14 protein-coding genes and 1 pseudogene are annotated in these 19,352 nt (G+C 49.7%); all 15 read left to right on the top strand.

The annotated features are described in order from the left end of the window. Positions 1-11 precede the first annotated feature (11 nt). The 15 genes and pseudogenes from DW965_RS11475 (at position 12) to nifJ (ending at position 19,198) form a co-directional block, all read left to right on the top strand. A complete protein-coding gene (locus tag DW965_RS11475) occupies positions 12-2,261 on the top strand; it encodes a glycoside hydrolase family 3 protein (protein ID WP_117760608.1) in 2,250 nt (749 codons plus the stop codon). Between the two features lie 94 nt (positions 2,262-2,355). After that, a pseudogene (locus tag DW965_RS11470) lies at positions 2,356-5,408 on the top strand (glycoside hydrolase family 2 TIM barrel-domain containing protein). A 200-nt stretch (positions 5,409-5,608) separates the two neighbouring features. Then, a complete protein-coding gene (locus DW965_RS11465; RefSeq protein WP_117760610.1) occupies positions 5,609-6,217 on the top strand; it encodes a hydrolase in 609 nt (202 codons plus the stop codon). A 222-nt stretch (positions 6,218-6,439) separates the two neighbouring features. After that, on the top strand, positions 6,440-6,772 hold the full coding sequence (locus DW965_RS11460) for a helix-turn-helix domain-containing protein (protein WP_070103703.1): 333 nt from the start codon (positions 6,440-6,442) through the stop codon (positions 6,770-6,772). Between the two features lie 141 nt (positions 6,773-6,913). Next, positions 6,914-7,048: a hypothetical protein gene (locus DW965_RS20415; protein WP_256359690.1), complete on the top strand. Its 135-nt coding sequence runs from the start codon at positions 6,914-6,916 to the stop codon at positions 7,046-7,048. A 75-nt stretch (positions 7,049-7,123) separates the two neighbouring features. After that, positions 7,124-7,573 (top strand): hypothetical protein, encoded by a 450-nt coding sequence (locus DW965_RS11455; protein ID WP_172680781.1) that lies wholly within the window; start codon positions 7,124-7,126, stop codon positions 7,571-7,573. A gap of 395 nt (positions 7,574-7,968) precedes the next feature. Next, positions 7,969-9,906, top strand: a complete 1,938-nt coding sequence (gene thrS / locus DW965_RS11450; RefSeq protein WP_117760611.1) for a threonine--tRNA ligase — start codon at positions 7,969-7,971, stop codon at positions 9,904-9,906. A gap of 85 nt (positions 9,907-9,991) precedes the next feature. Next, positions 9,992-10,315 carry a DUF1540 domain-containing protein gene (locus DW965_RS11445; RefSeq protein WP_022461744.1) on the top strand — a complete coding sequence of 108 codons (324 nt, stop codon included), beginning with the start codon at positions 9,992-9,994 and terminating at the stop codon, positions 10,313-10,315. A gap of 308 nt (positions 10,316-10,623) precedes the next feature. Continuing rightward, positions 10,624-11,118, top strand: coding sequence for a translation initiation factor IF-3 (gene infC, locus DW965_RS11440; RefSeq protein ID WP_022461743.1), 495 nt, complete (start codon positions 10,624-10,626; stop codon positions 11,116-11,118). 35 nt (positions 11,119-11,153) lie between these two features. Further along, on the top strand, positions 11,154-11,351 hold the full coding sequence (gene rpmI / locus DW965_RS11435) for a 50S ribosomal protein L35 (protein WP_022461742.1): 198 nt from the start codon (positions 11,154-11,156) through the stop codon (positions 11,349-11,351). Positions 11,352-11,400: 49 nt separating this feature from the next. After that, on the top strand, positions 11,401-11,757 hold the full coding sequence (rplT, locus tag DW965_RS11430; protein WP_022461741.1) for a 50S ribosomal protein L20: 357 nt from the start codon (positions 11,401-11,403) through the stop codon (positions 11,755-11,757). 95 nt (positions 11,758-11,852) lie between these two features. Then, on the top strand, positions 11,853-13,004 hold the full coding sequence (locus DW965_RS11425) for a DUF362 domain-containing protein (RefSeq protein WP_117760612.1): 1,152 nt from the start codon (positions 11,853-11,855) through the stop codon (positions 13,002-13,004). Between the two features lie 89 nt (positions 13,005-13,093). After that, positions 13,094-13,531: a GatB/YqeY domain-containing protein gene (locus tag DW965_RS11420; RefSeq protein ID WP_055221697.1), complete on the top strand. Its 438-nt coding sequence runs from the start codon at positions 13,094-13,096 to the stop codon at positions 13,529-13,531. After that, positions 13,528-15,342, top strand: a complete 1,815-nt coding sequence (locus tag DW965_RS11415; protein ID WP_117760613.1) for an ABC-F family ATP-binding cassette domain-containing protein — start codon at positions 13,528-13,530, stop codon at positions 15,340-15,342. The genes DW965_RS11420 and DW965_RS11415 overlap by 4 nt, the downstream gene beginning before the upstream one ends. 304 nt (positions 15,343-15,646) lie before the next feature. Continuing rightward, a complete protein-coding gene (gene nifJ / locus DW965_RS11410; protein WP_117760614.1) occupies positions 15,647-19,198 on the top strand; it encodes a pyruvate:ferredoxin (flavodoxin) oxidoreductase in 3,552 nt (1,183 codons plus the stop codon). Positions 19,199-19,352: the final 154 nt, after the last annotated feature.

Below are 19,352 nucleotides of genomic sequence, written 5' to 3'. Positions count from 1 at the left end.
GGGTGAAACTTATGGAGAAAACAACGAAAAACGGAATCCACCGGATCCGCCAGGAGGGCGGAAAAACGATCGCCTGGGCAGAAGAGTCCGGAGTTAAGGTACTGGAAAAAGACGGGTATTACTTTAAAGACCTGGCAAAAACCGGTGAACTGCTGCCGTATGAGAACTGGCGCCTCTCCGATGAGGAGAGAGCCGCAGACCTTGCGGGCCGTCTTTCCATCGAGGAGATCGCTGGCCTTATGTTGTACTCACCGCACCAGGCCGTACCGCCGATGCCGGGCGGTCCGTTCCAGGGAACGTTTGACGGAAAAACGTATCTGGAATCCGGCAAAGAACCGTATGCGATTTCAGATCAGCAGAAAGAATTTCTGGAGGACGAGCACATCCGCCATATCCTGCTGACGAACGTGGAAAGCCCGGAGATTTCCGCAAAATGGAGCAATGAGCTGCAGAAACGGGCAGAGACACTGCCGTATGGTATTCCGATCAACCTCTCCTCTGATCCGCGGAACGGAGCAAAGGATTCCGGCGCAGAGTTCAAGAGCGGCGGAAGCGAGATCAGCAAATGGCCGGAGGGTGTCGGCTTTGCAGCATGCTTTGACCCGGAAGTAGCCGGACAGTTTGCAAAGGATGCCTCCCGTGAATACCGGGCACTCGGCATCACAACGGCACTCGGACCGCAGATCGACCTCTGCACCGAGCCGAGATGGATGCGCTTTGTCGATACGTTAGGCGAAGAAGTGGAGATGTCCAAAAAGCTTACCAAAGCGTACTGTGACGGTATGCAGACAACGGAAGGGGAAGCAGACGGCTGGGGAAAAGACAGCGTCAACACGATGGTCAAACACTGGCCGGGCGGCGGCACCGGAGAGGCCGGACGCGATGCACACTATGCATTCGGACAGTTTGCCGTTTATCCGACCGGAAATTTTGAGGAGCATTTAAAACCGTTTACCGAGGCAGCCTTCCACCTGGACGGACCGACCGACTGCGCATCCGCGGTTATGCCGTACTACACCGTATCCTACGGCGTGGACAAGAAAAACGGCAAGAACGTCGGAAACTCCTACAGCGAGTACCTGATCAAGGATCTGCTGCGCGGAAAATATGAATTTAAAGGCATTGTCTGCACCGACTGGGGCATCACCCAGGATCCGGAGAAGACGATTGAGGGATTTGGAAGCCGCTGCTACGGCGTGCAGGATATGACCGAGGCAGAACGGTGTCTGCTGGCGATCACAAACGGCGTTGACCAGTTCGGCGGAAACAGCGAGTCCGGTCCGATTGTCGAGGCATATAAGATCGGCTGTGAGAAATACGGCGAGAAAGCGATGCGTGAGCGCATGGAGCTGTCCGCCAAACGTCTTCTGATCAACATTTTCCACTGCGGCTTGTTTGAGGACCCGTATCTTGATCCGGAAGAATCCGCAAAGATTGTAGGATGCGAAGAGTTCTGCCGCCATGGCTATGAGGCACAGCAGAAATCCATCGTCCTGCTGAAAAACAGTGCGAAACGTGCACCGGAAGGACAGAAGGGTGTGCTGCCGCTGAAGAAAGGTTTGAAGGTTTATATTCCGGAGAGAAAGATCGGACCGTCCAAAGCGTTCTTCCGCATCGATCTGCCGGCAAAAACCGAAGATCCGCTGCCGGATGGACTGCCGTCCAAGTACGGTACACGCGTGGCATCACCGGAGGAGGCCGATGTGGCGCTGGTATTTATCGAAAGCCCGGCATGCAACCCGTATTCCACCGAAGATCTTGCGAACGGCGGCAACGGCTATCTGCCGATTACACTGCAGTACCGCCCGTATACGGCGAAAAAAGCGCGTGAGGTGAGCATTGCCGGCGGTGATTTCCGCGAGAATTTCACGAACCGCAGCTATCTTGGAAAGACAAACACTGCCTACAACGAGGCTGATCTCGACAATATTCTCGAATGCCGCCGCGCGATGGGCGACAAGCCGGTGATCGTCTGCGCAACCGTCAACAACCCGATGGTGATGCATGAATTTGAAGCCGAAGCCGATGCGATCATCGCAGAGTTCGGTGTTTCGAGAGCCGCTGTGCTCGACGTTGTCTTCGGCGGTTACAACCCGACCGGCCGTCTGCCGATCCAGATGCCGAAGGATATGGATGCGGTTGAGGAGCAGAGTGAGGACCGTGCGTTGGATATGGAAACCTATATTGACAGCGAAGGACATAACTATGACTACGGTTATGGCATGAATTACGAAGGCGTTCTTCCTGCATGGAAAAAGTAAAAGAATAACAGAAAACCTGATCGGCACCGGGACTGCGTGTGTTTCGGTGCCGATATTGGAAACAAAAGACAGAATAAGGAGGACTTAAAAAGAGATGATTGTTCCAAAATATTTCGAAGATTTCGATCACCTGCATGTGAATACCATGCCGAACCGTGCCTACTACATTCCGGCATCCCGCCGCATGGAGGATCTGGTGGAGAACCGGGAGGCGTCGGACCGCTTTTTCCTGCTTTCCGGCGACTGGAAATTCCGCTATTTTACCAGTGTTTACGATGTAAAAGAGGAGTTTTTCGCAGAAGGATACGACACTTCTGCATTCGAGACGATTCCGGTGCCGTCCGTCTGGCAGAATTATGGCCATGACCACCATCAGTATACGAATGTCCGCTACCCGTTCCCGGTGGATCCGCCGTATGTGCCGTATGAGAACCCGTGCGGTGCGTACGTGAGAACGTTCGAGTGGAAAAAACAGGAGGAAGCACCGAGGGAATTCCTGAATTTTGAGGGCGTGGATTCCTGTTTCTACGTGTGGATGAACGGCAGCTTCGTCGGCTACAGCCAGGTGTCTCATTCTACGAGTGAATTTGATGTAACAGACTTCTTAAAAGATGGCACCAACACCATCGCCGTACTGGTGCTGAAATGGTGCGATGGAAGCTATCTCGAGGATCAGGACAAATTCCGCATGAGCGGCATTTTCCGCGATGTCTATCTGCTTGCAAGACCAGAAAAAGGCATCCGCGATTACTTTGTAAAGGCAGCGCCGGACGCATCGTACCAGAATGGAGAAGTTTCGATTGCGATTACCTGGAATGACGGGGAACCGCAGGAAGGAACAGCAAAGCTGTTTGATGCAGAAAATCATCTTGTGGCAGAGGCAGCGTTTGGCGGCGATACGGTTCAGATGCATGTAAAAGATGCACATCTGTGGAATGCCGAGGAGCCGTATCTGTATACGCTGGTGCTGGAGACGGCGGGTGAGGTGATCACGGATCATGTCGGCATCCGTGAGATCCACGCGAAGGACGGTGTGCTGTACCTGAACGGCGTGAAGATCAAATTCCACGGAACAAACCGCCACGACAGCGATCCGGTGACGGGATTTGCAATCAGCCTTGCACAGATCAAAAAAGATCTGAAGGTAATGAAAGAGCACAACATCAATGCGATCCGGACCAGCCATTACCCGAATGCGCCGTACTGTTATCAGCTTTATGACCGTCTCGGTTTTTATGTCATCGATGAGGCGGACAATGAGAGCCACGGCACAGAGGCAATTTATGCGAATTACACGGGCTGGGAAGAGTATGCGAAGAACTGGAATAAACTAATTGCGAACAATCCGGTATTTACCGAGGCAACCGTAGACCGCACACAGCGTTGCGTAGAGCGCGATAAAAACCGCCCGAGCGTTGTCATCTGGTCGATGGGAAATGAGTGCGCATACGGCTGTACCTTCGAGGCGGCCTTAAAGTGGACGAAGGAATTTGATCCGACGCGTCTGACGCACTATGAGTCGGCACGGTATGTGGATGATCCGAAGAAATACGATTACAGCAACCTCGACCTCTACAGCCGCATGTATCCATCACTCGAGGAGATCAAAAAAGAGCTGGTGGAGTACGGGGATAAGCCGTATATCATGTGCGAATACTGCCATGCGATGGGCAACGGCCCGGGAGATCTTGAAGACTACTTTGAACTGATCCACAGCGAGGAGAAGATGTGCGGCGGCTTTATCTGGGAGTGGTGCGACCACGCGATTGATATGGGAAAAACGATCGAGGGAAAGAAGATGTACGCGTACGGCGGCGACCACAACGAGTATCCGCACGACGGCAACTTCTGCATGGACGGACTTGTTTATCCGGACCGCACACCGCATACGGGACTGATGGAATTTAAAAACGTGTATCGTCCGGTGCGCGTGACGGGATATGATGCCGAAAAGGGTACACTGACCATCAAAAACTATATGAATTTTGTGAATCTGAAAGATTACGCTGTGCTCGGCTATGAGGTGCTTGTGGACGGCGAAGTGACGGAGAGCGGCAAGATTACAGATGAAGCACTGCTGGAGCTTGCGGCAGGCTGTGAGAAGACGATTCCGCTTGCCATTTCCGTGCCGGAGCAGGGAAAATGTGCGCTGAAGGTTACCTGGTATCAGAAACAGGCCACTGAGGTGCTGCCGGAGCAGTTCGAACTGGGATTTGAAGAAGTTCCGGTGAAAACGAAAGACAATCAGAACCAGAAGGCAAAAGAGATGATGAAGCGCCCGGAGGGAACGGCTTCGTTTGGATGGAAAGAGGACGATCATTATCTGACGGTATCGACGGAACAGTTCAGCTATACCTATAATAAGTTCACCGGCCTGTTCGAGGAAATGTGCTATGCCAACCAGAATCTGCTCGACCGCCCGATGGAGCTGAACATCTGGCGTGCGCCGACAGACAATGACCGCAATATCAAGAATACCTGGATGCGTGCTCAGTATGACCGCACCGTGACGCGGGCGTATGAGACAACGGCAAAAGAAGAAAACGGCTGCGTGGAGATCGAGACAAGCTATTCGATTTCGTCTCCGGCTCTGCAGCGGATCCTTGCAGGTGTGATCAAATGGACAATTTACAGCGACGGAACGACCGATGTCCATGTAGAAGCAAAGAAAGACCCGGTATTCTCGGTTCTGCCGCGTTTTGGCCTGCGCCTGTTCCTGCCGAAATCGTTTGCAAAACTGACCTACTGCGGTCTCGGTCCGGTGGAGAGCTACGTGGATAAGCACCAGGCAAGCTATCACGGCGTTTTCCACAGCACACCGGCAGAACAGCAGGAAGACTATATCCGCCCGCAGGAGAACGGCAGCCACTACGACTGCGATTATGCAAGTCTTGCCAGTGATCGTGCGGTATTGACGGCAGTGGGCGAGAAAACCTTCTCATTCCAGGCATCTATTTACACGCAGGAGGAGCTGACCGCGAAAGCCCACAACTATGAGCTTCGGCCGTGCGGAAGCACTGTTTCTGCATCGACTACCGCCAGGCCGGGATCGGATCGGCAAGCTGCGGACCGATGCTGCTGGAAAAATATCAGCTGAAAGAAACCGAAATCAGCTTCGATGTGCGGCTGAAACCGAAACTGCTGTAAAGTGTAGAATTTGAAAAATAAGAAAAGCGCTGTGCCCTCTCTCTGAAAGGTGAGGGAACGGCGCCTTTTTATATGATGTACAAAAAAGTCTTGATAAACCTATTGAATTACTATGAATACAGGATTATAATGGACGAAATTATAATTCAAATCTAATCCAGGTGATTCTGGAAAGAGAAAAGGGAAGGAGAAAATCAAGCATGAGTGAAATTACAAGAGATGAGGCATTTACGTTATTAAAAAAATACAACAAAGATCCCTTCCATATTCAGCATGCGCTTACCGTAGAGGCCGTGATGAAATGGTATGCAAGAGAGCTTGGCTATGGGGCAGAAGAGGAGCACTGGGGTATTGTCGGACTGCTGCATGACATTGATTTTGAGCTGTATCCGGCAGAGCACTGCCTGAAAGCACCGGAGCTTCTGCGGGAAGGCGGCGTGTCGGAAGATATCATTCATGGTGTCGTTTCCCATGGCTGCGGCATTACCATTGAGTGTGGCGTCACACTGGATGTGGAGCCGGTGCATGAGATGGAAAAAGTTCTGTTTGCAGCAGATGAGCTGACGGGACTGATCTGGGCAGCTGCGCTGATGCGGCCTTCGAAGAGCACAAAAGACATGGAACTGAAATCCTTAAAGAAGAAATATAAGAGCAAAGGCTTTGCAACAGGATGTTCGAGAGAGGTCATTGAGAGGGGCGCCGATCAGCTTGGCTGGCCGCTGGAAAAATTACTGACTATGACCCTGCAGGCAATGGCCGACAGCGAGGATGAGATCAATCAGGAAGTGGAAGCGGAACAGAACGCATAAAAACAGTCTGAGTTTCGGTGTAAAAACGGGAACTCAGGCTGTTTTTTTGCATGGCGCATCTTTTCCCAGGCATTACCATTTCTTTTTTTGTTAGATCGCAAGAAGAAAATACGGAATCCGCACAGGGCAGGAAGAGGCGTTTTTTCAGCATTGGAGGAAGTGACGGACAGGGAATTTTGTGATATAGTAAAACAAAATCTGAGTGAAAAGGTGAAATACAAAATGATCAGTGAAAAAATTTTTGAATTAATTCTTCGAAACGGGGTGACCCAGAAAGAATTCTCTGAAGAAACCGGAATTTCACAGAGCACCATCAGCGACTGGAAAAGAAAGGGGACGAATCCGTCGGCGGATAAGATACTGAAAATCTGCGAAGTGCTGAAGGTTACGCCGTATGAGCTTTTAGGAGAAAATGAGATCGAACGGAAAGCAGTGGATCTCGAAATGTGCGCGGCAAACACAGAGGAGAAAATGATTCTGGAAGGCTTTCGTAATTTGCCCGACAGAAAAAAGGAACGAATTCTGGGATATCTGGCGGCATTGCAGGAGGAATAAAAGGATGCAGAAACCATCTGTGCATATCCTGGCCTCTCAGATGAGGAAAATATTTCAAAAATCTGAGATTTTCTATCGCGAATCTCTCTTAGGAGTGATAAAATAAACCATAATACGTTCGGCAGAAAGAGGGAATCGAGTATGAAATATGCCTACAAAAACGGAAAAATTTTAAACGGAACGAAAGAGATGCAGGTCCAGACCGGTCTTACGATCCTGACGGAGGGAGAAAACATCACGGCGATTGTCCCGGAAGAATCGACCATCCGCAGGTAAAACGTAATCCGGTCGTGACGGCGGAGCTGGATAAATTTCTGGTGGATTAAAAACAGGATGGAGAAGACAAACAAGATGGAAGAAACGAAAGAAACACAGGAAAGCTTACAGCGAAAAAGAGAACAGGCCCTGCAGCGGCTCCGCAAGGAGCGGACAGAAGAAGCCCTATGGGACTGTGTTACTGCGTATCAGGATTTTGAGTTCCATACGTATTCCGGTCTGCCGTATTCCTACCATATGAAATACGGCAGAAGCGGCACCTATACAAAAGAGCTCTGGATCAACCGCAGAGAAAAAAGCAAAAGTCTTGTCTGGAGCTCCGTCCGGAGTGCATATCAGAAAGTGCTGGAATTACAGCAGGAGAGCGAAAGACCGGTTGTCGAGCGCCCGAAAGCGCTGGGCGATATCCGTGGAATCACGTATATTTACGGCATCTTTTACGAGTTTGCCCTGCTGGAAATGCCGGAAAAAGCAAAAGAAAAAATTGCTCTGCAGACAGCAGGACAAAAATCGCCGGAAAAATAAATTTTCTGCCCATGCAGGTCTTGACAACCACGCATTGGGTGATATAATCTAAAACTATCGGGAGCCAAAAAGCACCGAACACAAAAAACAAAGCGTAGAAGAGACGAGTAAATCACAGCGAATGTGACAGAGAGAAACCCCGTTTTGTGGTGCAAGGGTTTTAACAGGAACGTGATCGAAGACCAGCTCTGAGCGGCCCCAATCTGGCCCGGTGATTCCGTTATCGTCAAATGAAGTGGTTTGAAAAAACAAAATGGGTGGAACCGCGGTGAATGAAAATACATCGTCCCTTTTGACAGCATAAGCGTGTCAGAAGGGACTTTTTTGTTGCTGTAAAAAATATAAAAATTCTGAAACACGCTTGCGAAAAATATACAAAGAAAGAGGTAAAGCAAATGATCATCACACTGAAAGATGGAAGTACCAAAGAGTACTCCGAACCGAAATCCATCATTGAGATCGCAGCAGACATCAGCGAAGGCCTTGCAAGAATGGCCTGTGCAGGTGAAGTAAACGGTGAAGTAGAAGATCTTCGTACCGTCATCGACAAGGACTGCAATCTTTCCATTCTGACCTTCAACGATGAAGGCGGAAAAGCAGCATTCCGTCACACCACATCCCATATCATGGCACAGGCAATCAAGAGACTGTACCCGGAGACCAAGCTTGCAATCGGACCGTCCATCGCAGACGGATTCTACTACGATATAGACAGAGAAACTCCACTCACCAGCGAAGACCTTGAAAAAATCGAAGCAGAAATGAAGAAAATTGTAAAAGAGGATCTGAAACTGGAGCGCTTCGAGCTGCCGAGAGCAGAAGCCATCGCTTTCATGAAAGAAAAAGAAGAGCCATATAAAGTAGAACTGATCGAAGATCTGCCGGAAGACGCAGTCATCAGCTTCTATCGCCAGGGTGAATTCACGGACCTGTGCGCAGGCCCTCATCTGATGAGCACAAAGCCGGTCAAAGCCTTCAAACTGACCAGCCTTGCAGGCGCATACTGGAGAGGCAGCGAGAAAAACAAGATGCTGCAGAGAATCTACGGAACTGCATTCACAAAGAAAGCAGAGCTTGAAGAGTACCTCCACATGATCGAGGAAGCAAAGAAGCGTGACCACAGAAAACTCGGAAAAGAGCTCGGCCTGTTTATGATGAGTGAGGACGGCCCGGGATTCCCGTTCTTCCTTCCAAAAGGAATGGATCTGAAAAATGCACTGATGGATTACTGGCGTGAAATCCACAGAAAAGCAGGATACGTAGAAATCTCCACACCGATCATCCTGAACCGTCGCCTGTGGGAGACCTCCGGTCATTGGGATCACTACAAAGAAAACATGTATACCACCGTCATCGACGATGAAGATTATGCAATCAAACCGATGAACTGCCCGGGCGGCGTTCTCGTTTACAAATCCGAGCCTCGTTCCTACCGTGATCTGCCGCTGCGTCTGGCAGAGGTTGGTCTGGTACATCGTCATGAGAAATCCGGCCAGCTGCACGGCCTGATGCGTGTACGCTGCTTCAACCAGGACGATGCCCATATCTTCATGACACCGGAGCAGATCAAAGACGAAATCAAAGGCGTTGCAAACCTGATTGACCAGGTTTACAAACTGTTCGGATTCAAATATCACGTAGAGCTGTCCACCCGTCCGGAAGACAGCATGGGAAGCGATGAGGACTGGGAGGTAGCAACCGAAGGTCTCCGCGGCGCACTCGATGATCTTGGCCTTGACTATGTAGTCAACGAAGGCGACGGCGCATTCTATGGCCCGAAGATCGACTTCCATCTGGAAGACTCCATCGGAAGAACGTGGCAGTGCGGTACCATCCAGCTTGACTTCCAGCTGCCGCAGAGATTCGAGCTGGAATACACAGGAGCAGACGGCGAGAAGCATCGTCCGATTATGATCCACCGTGTTGTTTACGGTTCTGTTGAGCGTTTCATCGGTATCCTGATCGAGCATTTTGCAGGTGCATTCCCAACCTGGCTTGCACCGGTACAGGTAAAGGTTCTGCCAATCTCCGACAAATACGCAGATTACGGTAAGAAGGTTCTGGACGCCCTTCACGAGGCAGGCATCCGCGCAGAGATGGATACCCGTTCCGAGAAGATTGGATATAAGATCCGTGAGGCACAGGGACAGAAGATTCCATACATGCTGATCGCCGGAGCAAAAGAGGAAGAGGCAGGTCTTGTATCTGTCAGAAGCCGTTTTGCAGGTGATGAAGGCCAGAGAAGCCTGGAGCAGTTTATCGCAGATATCAAAGAAGAAATCGCAGGCCGCGTTAACCGCCCGGTTACTGTTGAAACAAAAGAAAATAAATAATAAAGCATAAAAAATTACCTCTTGGAAATAATGGTTTCTATGCGGGCGAAACCGCAGAAAACTAAATTTCAGGAGGTAATTTATTATGCCAGCATTAAGTTGTTCCGCTATGACCTGTGTTTACAACCAGAACGAGCTCTGTTCCAAAGGAGATATCCGCGTAGGCGGAAGCGAAGCCAAAAGCTCCATGGAAACGTGCTGCGAGAGCTTCAAGGAGCGCGGTGAGGGCACGATGTTCAACTCTACCGGCTGCGGCTGTACGAAAATCGGTGTCGACTGCAAGGCGCAGAACTGTACCTTTAACGACAACTGTAAATGCGAAGCCGGAGACATCCATATCGCCGGAGACAGCGCATGCAGCTGCCAGGAAACCGAGTGCAGCTCCTTCCGCTGTGGCTGCGGGAGATAAATACGAAAAAATGCGAAAATCAGTATTGACAACAGGATGGGAGAGTGCTATACTGCAATAGTCTGAGAAAAAGAAAGTAGAGTATCCACTCTCACCCTAGCGCAAACACGCGACTACGGTCCAATATTGATCTTAAGTTCTCTTTGTGTAGAGATTTATGTACAATGTTAAGTGGATAGTCTGTCTATCCACTTTTCTTGCGTTATCAGTCAAATCCGGTCCGGTGAGCCGAGTTTGATTTCGTTACACCGCAAAAGCGGGAACACAGTCTTTTATAATGATGGAGGTGCACTACAATTAGCGAATTAATGATTAATGAGCAGATCAGAGACAGAGAAATTCGTCTGATCGGTCAGAACGGAGAACAGCTTGGAATTATGTCTGCCAGAGATGCGTACCTGAAAGCACAGGAAGCAGGTCTGGATCTTGTGAAAATTGCTCCGACAGCGAAACCGCCGGTTTGCAAAATTATCGACTACGGAAAGTACAGATATGAACTGGCCCGCAAGGAAAAAGAAGCAAAGAAAAAACAGAAAACAATTGAAATCAAGGAAGTTCGCCTTTCTCCAAACATTGACACCAATGATCTTAATACCAAAGTAGGTGCAGCCCGCAAGTTCATTACAAAGGGAGACAAAGTAAAAGTAACACTTCGTTTCCGCGGCCGTGAGATGGCACATATGAACAGTAGCAAATACATCCTCGATGAATTTGCAGAGAGTCTGTCCGATATTGCAACGGTTGACAAAGCGCCGAAGGTGGAAGGCAGAAGCATGACCATGTTTTTGACGGCTAAACGTTAAAATACATTTGAATCAATATCAAGGAGGAAATTAAAATGCCAAAGGTAAAAACAAGCAGAGCAGCTGCAAAGCGTTTTAAAACAACAGGAACAGGAAAATTAGTAAGAAATAAAGCTTACAAGAGCCATATCTTAACCAAGAAATCTCAGAAGAGAAAAAGAAACCTGAGAAAACAGACTACTGTTGATGCAACAAACGTAAAGAACATGAAGAAAATCTTACCTTACATGTAATTTTTGCAAGGTAGAGTTACGCCCAACAGATCAAGGAGGAAAATAAGAAATGGCAAGAATTAAAGGCGGCATGAACGCTAAGAAAAAACATAACAGAGTATTAAAACTGGCTAAAGGTTACAGAGGAGCCAGAAGCAAACAGTATAGAGTAGCAAAACAGTCCGTAATGCGCGCACTGACCAGCTCCTACGCAGGAAGAAAACAGAAAAAACGTCAGTTCCGTCAGCTGTGGATCGCTCGTATCAACGCAGCAGCAAGAATGAACGGTCTGTCCTACAGCAAATTTATGTATGGTCTGAAACTGGCAGGCGTTGAGCTGAACCGTAAAGTTCTGGCTGACATGGCAGTTAACGATGCAGAAGGATTTGCAACACTGGCTGAGCTTGCAAAAAGCAAAGTAGCATAAGTAAAAACATATTCTGTGTGAATATACGAAGAAGCTGTGAGAACCGGTAAGGGGATCGCAGCTTCTTTTGAAATATAGAAAAACATGAGGTGAATATGAAAAAAAGCAAAGTGGCAGTGGTTGCCTGTCCCGACTATGAGCCGGCGCACGTAAAGGAAAGCCTGCAAAAGGGATTGGAAGCAATTGGCGGCCTGGAATCTCTGATCGGAAAAGAAGAGAATATCTTATTAAAACCAAACCTCGTCCGCTCCGCAAAACGAGAACGCGCCGTCGTGACCGACCCGGAAGTTATGGATGCCCTGATCACGATTTTGCAGGAAAATGGCTATGAGAATATTTCCTGCGGCGATTCCTGCGGCCTTGGCACCCCGGAGGGCATTGCAAAGGAAGCCGGGCTGAAAGAGGTGCTGGAAAAACACAACGTTCCGCTGAAAGATTTCCTTACGAGCGAGCGCGTAGAAACCGCCGATGGTAAATTTCTGATGATTGCGAAAGATGCACTCGACTGCGACGCCCTCATCAGTGTCAGCAAAATGAAAACCCACGCGCTGGAACGCATCACCGGAGCTGTCAAGAACCAGTACGGCTGCATCAGCGGCGTCTACAAAAAACTCGGCCACACGCAGTATCCGAACGCTGAGAGCTTCGCGCACATGCTGATCGAGCTGAACCAGAAAGTCGCCCCGCGCCTCTATATCTGCGACGGCATCGTAGCAATGGAAGGCAATGGTCCGACTTCCGGCGACCCGGTTTCGATGGGAGTTCTTCTTATGTCCACCGATCCGATTGCACTGGATACCGTGTTCTGCCATCTGGTGAACCTTGATCCGTCGTATGTGCCGACAAATCTCTACGGGGAAACGCTCGGCCTTGGAACGTGGCACGACGACCGCATCGAAATCGTGACAGCGGATGGCACCATATCCGAGGAAGAACTGAAAAGAAAGTACGGAAATCCAAACTTCAACGTCGACCGCCGCAAAGCCCGCAAAAAAGGAGCCCTCGACCTGCTCGAGATCCTCGGGGTCTTCCAGAGCCGCCCCTATATCATAGAAGAAAAATGTAAAAAATGCGGCGTCTGCGTCGAGAGCTGCCCGGTGGAAGGGAAAGCCGTCCGTTTTGATAACGGCCGCAGAAATCCGCCGGTCTACGATTATAAAAAGTGCATCCGCTGTTTCTGCTGTCAGGAAATGTGCCCGCATCAGGCAATCCAGGTAAAGAAACACCGTCTGCCGTGGGGAAAATAAGGGAGCTATCCTACAAAGTGACTGGAAAAGCAAAAAGAGAAGTGTTATACTTGAAACCGGACAAAATTTAGTACAGGAGGAACAACACCATGGAATTAGAAACTTTAAGAAGTGATATGATAGCAGCAATGAAAGCCAAAGACAAAGCGAGAAAAGAGGCCATCTCTTCCCTGATCTCCGCAGCAAAGAAAGTAGCCATCGACGAGGGCTGCCGCGATGACATCAAACCGGAGCTGGTAGACCGCGTCATCTTAAAAGAGCTGAAGACCGTAAAAGAGCAGATCGATACCTGCCCGGCATCCCGTGAGGACTTAAAAGCAGAGTATCAGTTCCGCTATGACGTCATCAGCGAGTACGCACCGAAACAGATGAGTGCAGACGAAGTCAAAGCCTACATCCAGGAGAAATTCGCAGACGTTCTGGCAACCAAGAACAAAGGTGCCATCATGAAGGCCGTTATGGCAGATATGAAAGGTAAAGCAGACGGAAAAGTCATCAACCAGACCGTTGCAGAACTGTGCAAATGAATATCATCAACATCGAACACATCAGCAAACTGTTCGGCGATAAACTGATTTTTGACGATGCTTCCTTCGGCCTGCAGGAGGGCGACAAGGTCGGCATCGTCGGAATCAACGGAACCGGAAAATCCACGCTGCTGCGCATGGCAGCAGGAGAGGAGACCCCGGATTCCGGCCAGATTATCCGCCAGAACAACCTCAAAATGGCCTATCTTCCGCAGACACCGGAATTTCCAAAGGATGCCACCGTGCTGTCCTACGCCCTTTCCGGCGATGAGGAGGACTGGCAGGTGCAGAGCAACCTTGTACAGCTCGGTATCACCGAATACGACGCAAAAATCGACACCCTCTCGGGCGGCCAGCGCCGCAAGGTTGCCCTGGCAAAAGTGCTTGCGTCCGATTTTGACGTCCTGATCCTCGACGAGCCGACAAACCATCTCGACAATGCGATGCTCTCCTGGCTCGAGGATTACCTGAAAAATTACCGCGGAACCGTCTTTATGGTCACCCATGACCGTTATTTCCTGGATAAAGTGTCGAACCGCATCCTCGAAATCAGCCACGGAAAAATGTACAGCTACGATTCCAACTATTCCCGTTTTCTGGAACTGAAAGCTGAGCGCGAGGAGATGGAACTCGCCTCTGAACGGAAACGCCAGAGCATCCTGCGCATGGAACTCGAATGGGCGAAACGCGGCTGCCGCGCAAGAAGCACAAAACAGCGCGCAAGACTCGAACGTCTCGAAGTACTCAAAAATGGCACGGCACCGACCGCAGACGCTGTCGTGGAGATGGATGCTGTCGAGACCCGCATGGGAAAGAAAACGATTGAATTCCATAACGTCAGCAAAGCCTTCGGCGATAAAACGCTGATGAAAGATTTCGAATACATCTTCCTGCGGAACCAGAGTGTCGGCATCATTGGCCCGAACGGCTGCGGAAAATCCACAATGCTGCGGATGATCACCGGAGAAGTCCTGCCGGATGCGGGAACCATCGAAATCGGCGACACGATCCGCATCGGCTATCTGGCACAGGAAGAGCCGGACATGGATACGAATCAGCGCGTGATCGACTACGTGAAAGATATCGCTGAGTATGTCCAGACCCGTGACGGCCGCATCAGCGCATCGCAGATGCTCGAACGCTTCCTGTTCACACCGGATATGCAGTACACCCCGATTTCCAAACTCTCCGGAGGCGAAAAACGGAGACTGTATCTCTTATCCGTCTTAGTGAGCGGCGCCAATGTTCTGATCCTCGACGAGCCGTCCAACAACGTTGATATCCCGACCCTGACCGTGCTTGAGGATTTCCTGAACACGTTCGTCGGCATCGTCATCACCGTTTCCCACGACCGCTATTTCCTGGATAACGTCGTGGACCGCATCTTCGAATTCGACGGAAACGGAAATCTTCTGCAGTACGAGGGCGGCTACACCGATTACCTCGAAGCAAAAGAACGCCGTTTCGGCGGAAGTGCGGAAGAAACGGCAAAAGCAGCGCCGTCCAAAACGTCCGCGGACGAACCTGCAAAGTCAAAGAACAATGACTGGAAGCAGAAACGTCCGACCCGCCTGAAATTTACGTTCAAAGAACAGCGCGAGTACGAGACCATCGATGACGATATCGCTGTACTCGAGGAAAAGATTGCATCGCTTGACGATCAGATGCTCAAAAACGCCACCAACTCTGCAAAGCTCGCCGAACTGATGGTGGAAAAAGAGAAGACCGAAGCTGCTCTGGAAGAAAAAACCGAGAGATGGGTTTATCTAACCGACCTCGCAGAACAGATTGAGGCGCAGAATCAGAAATAAAAGAAGCAAAGGAACTGTCCGCAGAAGAGAAAAAATATGCGGGTCGTTCCTTCTTTTTTTATCGAGAAATTCGACGCGGAATTACCAGAAGTTGTAAAAAACTTGTATTTTTCCCTGAACACCCACAGAAAATCTGGACAGAATGCCCAATCGGTGTTATAATTCAAATACTGGACATAGTGGCATTGCCATGCCCTTATCCGGGTTTTTCGAAGCGCGGAGGCAACCGAAACCCGGCAGAACACCAACCTGAGAAAAGCCAAAGTAATTTTTGGTCATCATTTTTTAAGGAGGATAAAATCAAATGGCTAGAAAGATGAAAACCATGGATGGTAACCAGGCTGCAGCACATGCGTCTTATGCGTATACCGACGTAGCAGCTATTTACCCAATTACCCCTTCATCCGTTATGGCGGAGCATACCGATGAGTGGGCAACCCAGGGAAGAAAGAACATTTTCGGACAGGAAGTTCAGGTAACTGAGATGCAGTCTGAGGCAGGAGCAGCAGGTGCAGTACACGGATCACTGGCAGCCGGAGCTCTTACCACAACCTACACCGCATCCCAGGGACTTCTTCTGATGATCCCGAACCTTTATAAAATTGCCGGCGAGCAGCTCCCGGGCGTATTCAACGTATCCGCTCGTGCCCTTGCAAGCCACGCACTTTCCATCTTCGGAGATCATTCAGACGTTTACGCCTGTCGTCAGACCGGAGTCGCAATGCTCTGCGAATCCAGCGTACAGGAGGTTATGGACCTGACACCGGTTGCACACTGTGCAGCACTGAAAGGCAAAGTTCCATTTATCAACTTCTTCGACGGATTCCGTACCTCCCACGAGATTCAGAAAATCGAGACATGGGATTACGAAGATCTGAAAGACATGGTAGATATGGATGCAGTAGATGCATTCCGTAAACATGCCCTGAACCCGAACCATCCGTGCCAGAGAGGATCCGCACAGAACCCGGATATCTTCTTCCAGGCAAGAGAAGCATGTAACCCGTACTACGATGCTCTTCCGGCAATCGTACAGGAGTACATGGACAAAGTAAACGAGAAAATCGGAACCGATTACAAACTGTTCAACTATTATGGAGCAGCAGACGCTGAGCACGTAATCATCGCTATGGGTTCTGTCTGCGATACCATCGAGGAGACCATCGATTACCTCGTAGCAGCAGGCAAGAAAGTCGGCGTTGTAAAGGTACGTCTGTACCGTCCGTTCTCCGCAGAAGCACTCATCAATGCAATTCCGGAGACTGTAAAACAGATTTCCGTTCTGGACAGAACAAAAGAGCCGGGATCTCTTGGCGAGCCTCTGTACCTGGACGTAGTAGCAGCATTAAAAGGCAGCAGATTCGAGAGCACACCGGTATTCACAGGTCGTTACGGACTTGGTTCCAAGGACACCACACCGGCTCAGATCGTTGCTGTATATGAAAATACAGAGAAACAGAGATTTACCATTGGTATCGTAGACGATGTTACCAATCTGTCTCTGCCGGTTGGCGCTCCTCTGGTAACAACTCCGGAAGGAACCATCAACTGCAAATTCTGGGGACTTGGCGCAGACGGTACCGTAGGTGCAAACAAGAACTCCATCAAGATCATCGGTGACAACACAGACATGTACGCTCAGGCTTACTTCGATTATGACTCCAAGAAGTCCGGCGGTGTAACGATGTCTCACCTGCGTTTCGGAAAGAAACCGATCAAATCCACCTACCTGATCCACAAAGCAAACTTTGTTGCATGTCATAATCCTTCCTATGTGAACAAATATCACATGGTAGAGGAGCTGGTAGACGGAGGAACCTTCCTTCTGAACTGTCCATGGGATGAAGCAGGACTGGAAGAGCATCTGCCAGGTCAGGTAAAAGCATTCATCGCAAACCATAACATCAAATTCTATGTGATCGACGGCGTTAAGATCGGTATCGAGACCGGCATGGGACCGACCCGTATCAACACCATTCTTCAGTCTGCATTCTTCAAGCTTGCGAAGATCATTCCGGAAGAAAAAGCCATCGAACTCATGAAAGCAGCAGCAAAAGCTACCTATGGCCGTAAAGGTGATGATGTCGTAGCAAAGAACTGGGCAGCAATCGATGAGGGTGCAAAACAGATCAAAGAAGTTGCAGTTCCGGAAAGCTGGAAAAATGCAGCAGACGAAGGTCTGACCACAACTCATGCAGAGAGCGGCCGCGCTGACGCTGTTAAATTCGTAAATACCATCCAGGCAAAAGTAACTTCCCAGGAAGGAAACAACCTGCCTGTATCCGCATTTGCAGACTACGTAGACGGAACAACTCCGTCCGGCACATCCGCATACGAGAAACGTGGTATCGCCGTAAACGTACCTGTATGGAATCCGGAAAACTGTATCCAGTGTAACAGATGTTCCTTCGTCTGCCCGCACGCTGTTATCCGTCCGGTTGCCATGACCGCAGAAGAAGCAGCAGCAGCTCCGGAAGGCATCCAGACCATGCCGATGACCGGTATGCCGGACTACACCTTCACAATGGCTATTTCCCAGCTTGACTGTACCGGATGTGGTTCCTGTGCAAACGTATGCCCGGGCAAGAAGGGTGTGAAAGCACTGGCTATGGAAAGCCTTGCAGCACACGAAGCAGAGCAGAAATACTTCGATTATGCAGCAGCTCTTCCAGAGAAGACAGACGTTGTAGCAAAATTCAAAGAGAATACCGTAAAGGGCAGCCAGTTCAAGAAACCGCTGCTTGAGTTCTCCGGCGCATGCGCAGGCTGCGGCGAGACTCCTTACGCAAAACTGATCACCCAGCTGTTCGGTGACAGAATGTACATCGCAAACGCAACAGGATGCTCCTCTATCTGGGGTAACTCCTCACCGTCCACTCCTTACACTGTAAACGAGAAAGGACAGGGCCCGGCATGGTCCAACTCCCTGTTCGAGGACAACGCAGAGTTCGGTTATGGTATGCTTCTCGCTCAGAAAGCAATCCGCGGCGGCCTGAAAGCCAAAGTTGAGGATGTTATGAACTCCGAGAAAGCTCCGGAAGAAGTAAAAGCAGCATGCAAAGAGTATCTGGATACCTTTGACTGCGGCGCTACCAACGGAACTGCAACCGAGAAACTTGTAGAAGCAATCAAAGACGCTGACTGCGACGTTTGCAGAGACATCGTTAAGAACAAAGACTTCCTCGCTAAGAAATCCCAGTGGATCTTCGGTGGTGACGGATGGGCTTACGATATCGGATTCGGCGGCGTAGACCACGTACTTGCCAGCGGAAAAGATATCAACGTAATGGTATTCGATACCGAGGTTTACTCCAACACAGGCGGACAGTCCTCCAAAGCTACTCCGACCGGTGCAGTTGCACAGTTCGCAGCAGGCGGTAAAGAAACCAAGAAGAAAGATATGGCAAGCATCGCAATGAGCTATGGCTATGTATACGTAGCACAGATCGCTATGGGCGCTGATTACAATCAGGCAGTCAAAGCAATCGCAGAGGCAGAGGCATATCCGGGACCGTCCCTCATTATCGCTTACGCTCCATGTATCAACCATGGTATCAAGAAAGGTATGAGCAAAGCACAGACCGAGGAGCAGCTCGCTGTTCAGACCGGATACTGGCATTGCTTCCGCTTCAACCCGGCACTCGCTGCAGAAGGCAAGAGCGCATTCACACTGGATTCCAAGGCTCCGTCAGGAGATTATCAGGAATTCCTGAACGGCGAGGTACGTTACAACTCTCTGAAACGTGCAAACCCGGCGAAAGCAGAAAGACTGTTCGGCAAGAACGAGCAGGAAGCAAAAGACCGTTACACTTACCTGAACAAACTCGTAAAACTGTACGGCGCAGAAGAAGAGTAATTCTTTTTCCTTAAAAAGAATTTGAAAAAGGAGAGAAGTCATACTTGAGAGAGTATGGCTTCTTTCTTTTTGGGAGAAAAAATGAATTAGCGACATTTGGCAATAGTTTTGTATCGTTTGTCAACATTTTTATCCCGGAAAATGTTGACAAACG

This window comes from Blautia sp. AM47-4 (assembly GCF_003479865.1).
Classification (GTDB): Bacteria; Bacillota; Clostridia; order Lachnospirales; family Lachnospiraceae; genus Fusicatenibacter; species Fusicatenibacter saccharivorans.
The sequence above is the reverse complement of the archived record's forward strand: the minus strand, read 5'-3'. Positions and strand labels throughout refer to the sequence as shown.

Bases quoted from the DNA above. Each gene is read 5' to 3' on its own strand.
- DW965_RS11475 (WP_117760608.1), top strand. From the start codon at position 12: ATGGAGAAAACAACGAAAAACGGAATCCACCGGATCCGCCAGGAGGGC.
- DW965_RS11465 (WP_117760610.1), top strand. From the start codon at position 5,609: ATGAGTGAAATTACAAGAGATGAGGCATTTACGTTATTAAAAAAATAC.
- DW965_RS11460 (WP_070103703.1), top strand. From the start codon at position 6,440: ATGATCAGTGAAAAAATTTTTGAATTAATTCTTCGAAACGGGGTGACC.
- DW965_RS20415 (WP_256359690.1), top strand. From the start codon at position 6,914: ATGAAATATGCCTACAAAAACGGAAAAATTTTAAACGGAACGAAAGAG.
- DW965_RS11455 (WP_172680781.1), top strand. From the start codon at position 7,124: ATGGAAGAAACGAAAGAAACACAGGAAAGCTTACAGCGAAAAAGAGAA.
- thrS (WP_117760611.1), top strand. From the start codon at position 7,969: ATGATCATCACACTGAAAGATGGAAGTACCAAAGAGTACTCCGAACCG.
- DW965_RS11445 (WP_022461744.1), top strand. From the start codon at position 9,992: ATGCCAGCATTAAGTTGTTCCGCTATGACCTGTGTTTACAACCAGAAC.
- infC (WP_022461743.1), top strand. From the start codon at position 10,624: ATGATTAATGAGCAGATCAGAGACAGAGAAATTCGTCTGATCGGTCAG.
- rpmI (WP_022461742.1), top strand. From the start codon at position 11,154: ATGCCAAAGGTAAAAACAAGCAGAGCAGCTGCAAAGCGTTTTAAAACA.
- rplT (WP_022461741.1), top strand. From the start codon at position 11,401: ATGGCAAGAATTAAAGGCGGCATGAACGCTAAGAAAAAACATAACAGA.
- DW965_RS11425 (WP_117760612.1), top strand. From the start codon at position 11,853: ATGAAAAAAAGCAAAGTGGCAGTGGTTGCCTGTCCCGACTATGAGCCG.
- DW965_RS11420 (WP_055221697.1), top strand. From the start codon at position 13,094: ATGGAATTAGAAACTTTAAGAAGTGATATGATAGCAGCAATGAAAGCC.
- DW965_RS11415 (WP_117760613.1), top strand. From the start codon at position 13,528: ATGAATATCATCAACATCGAACACATCAGCAAACTGTTCGGCGATAAA.
- nifJ (WP_117760614.1), top strand. From the start codon at position 15,647: ATGGCTAGAAAGATGAAAACCATGGATGGTAACCAGGCTGCAGCACAT.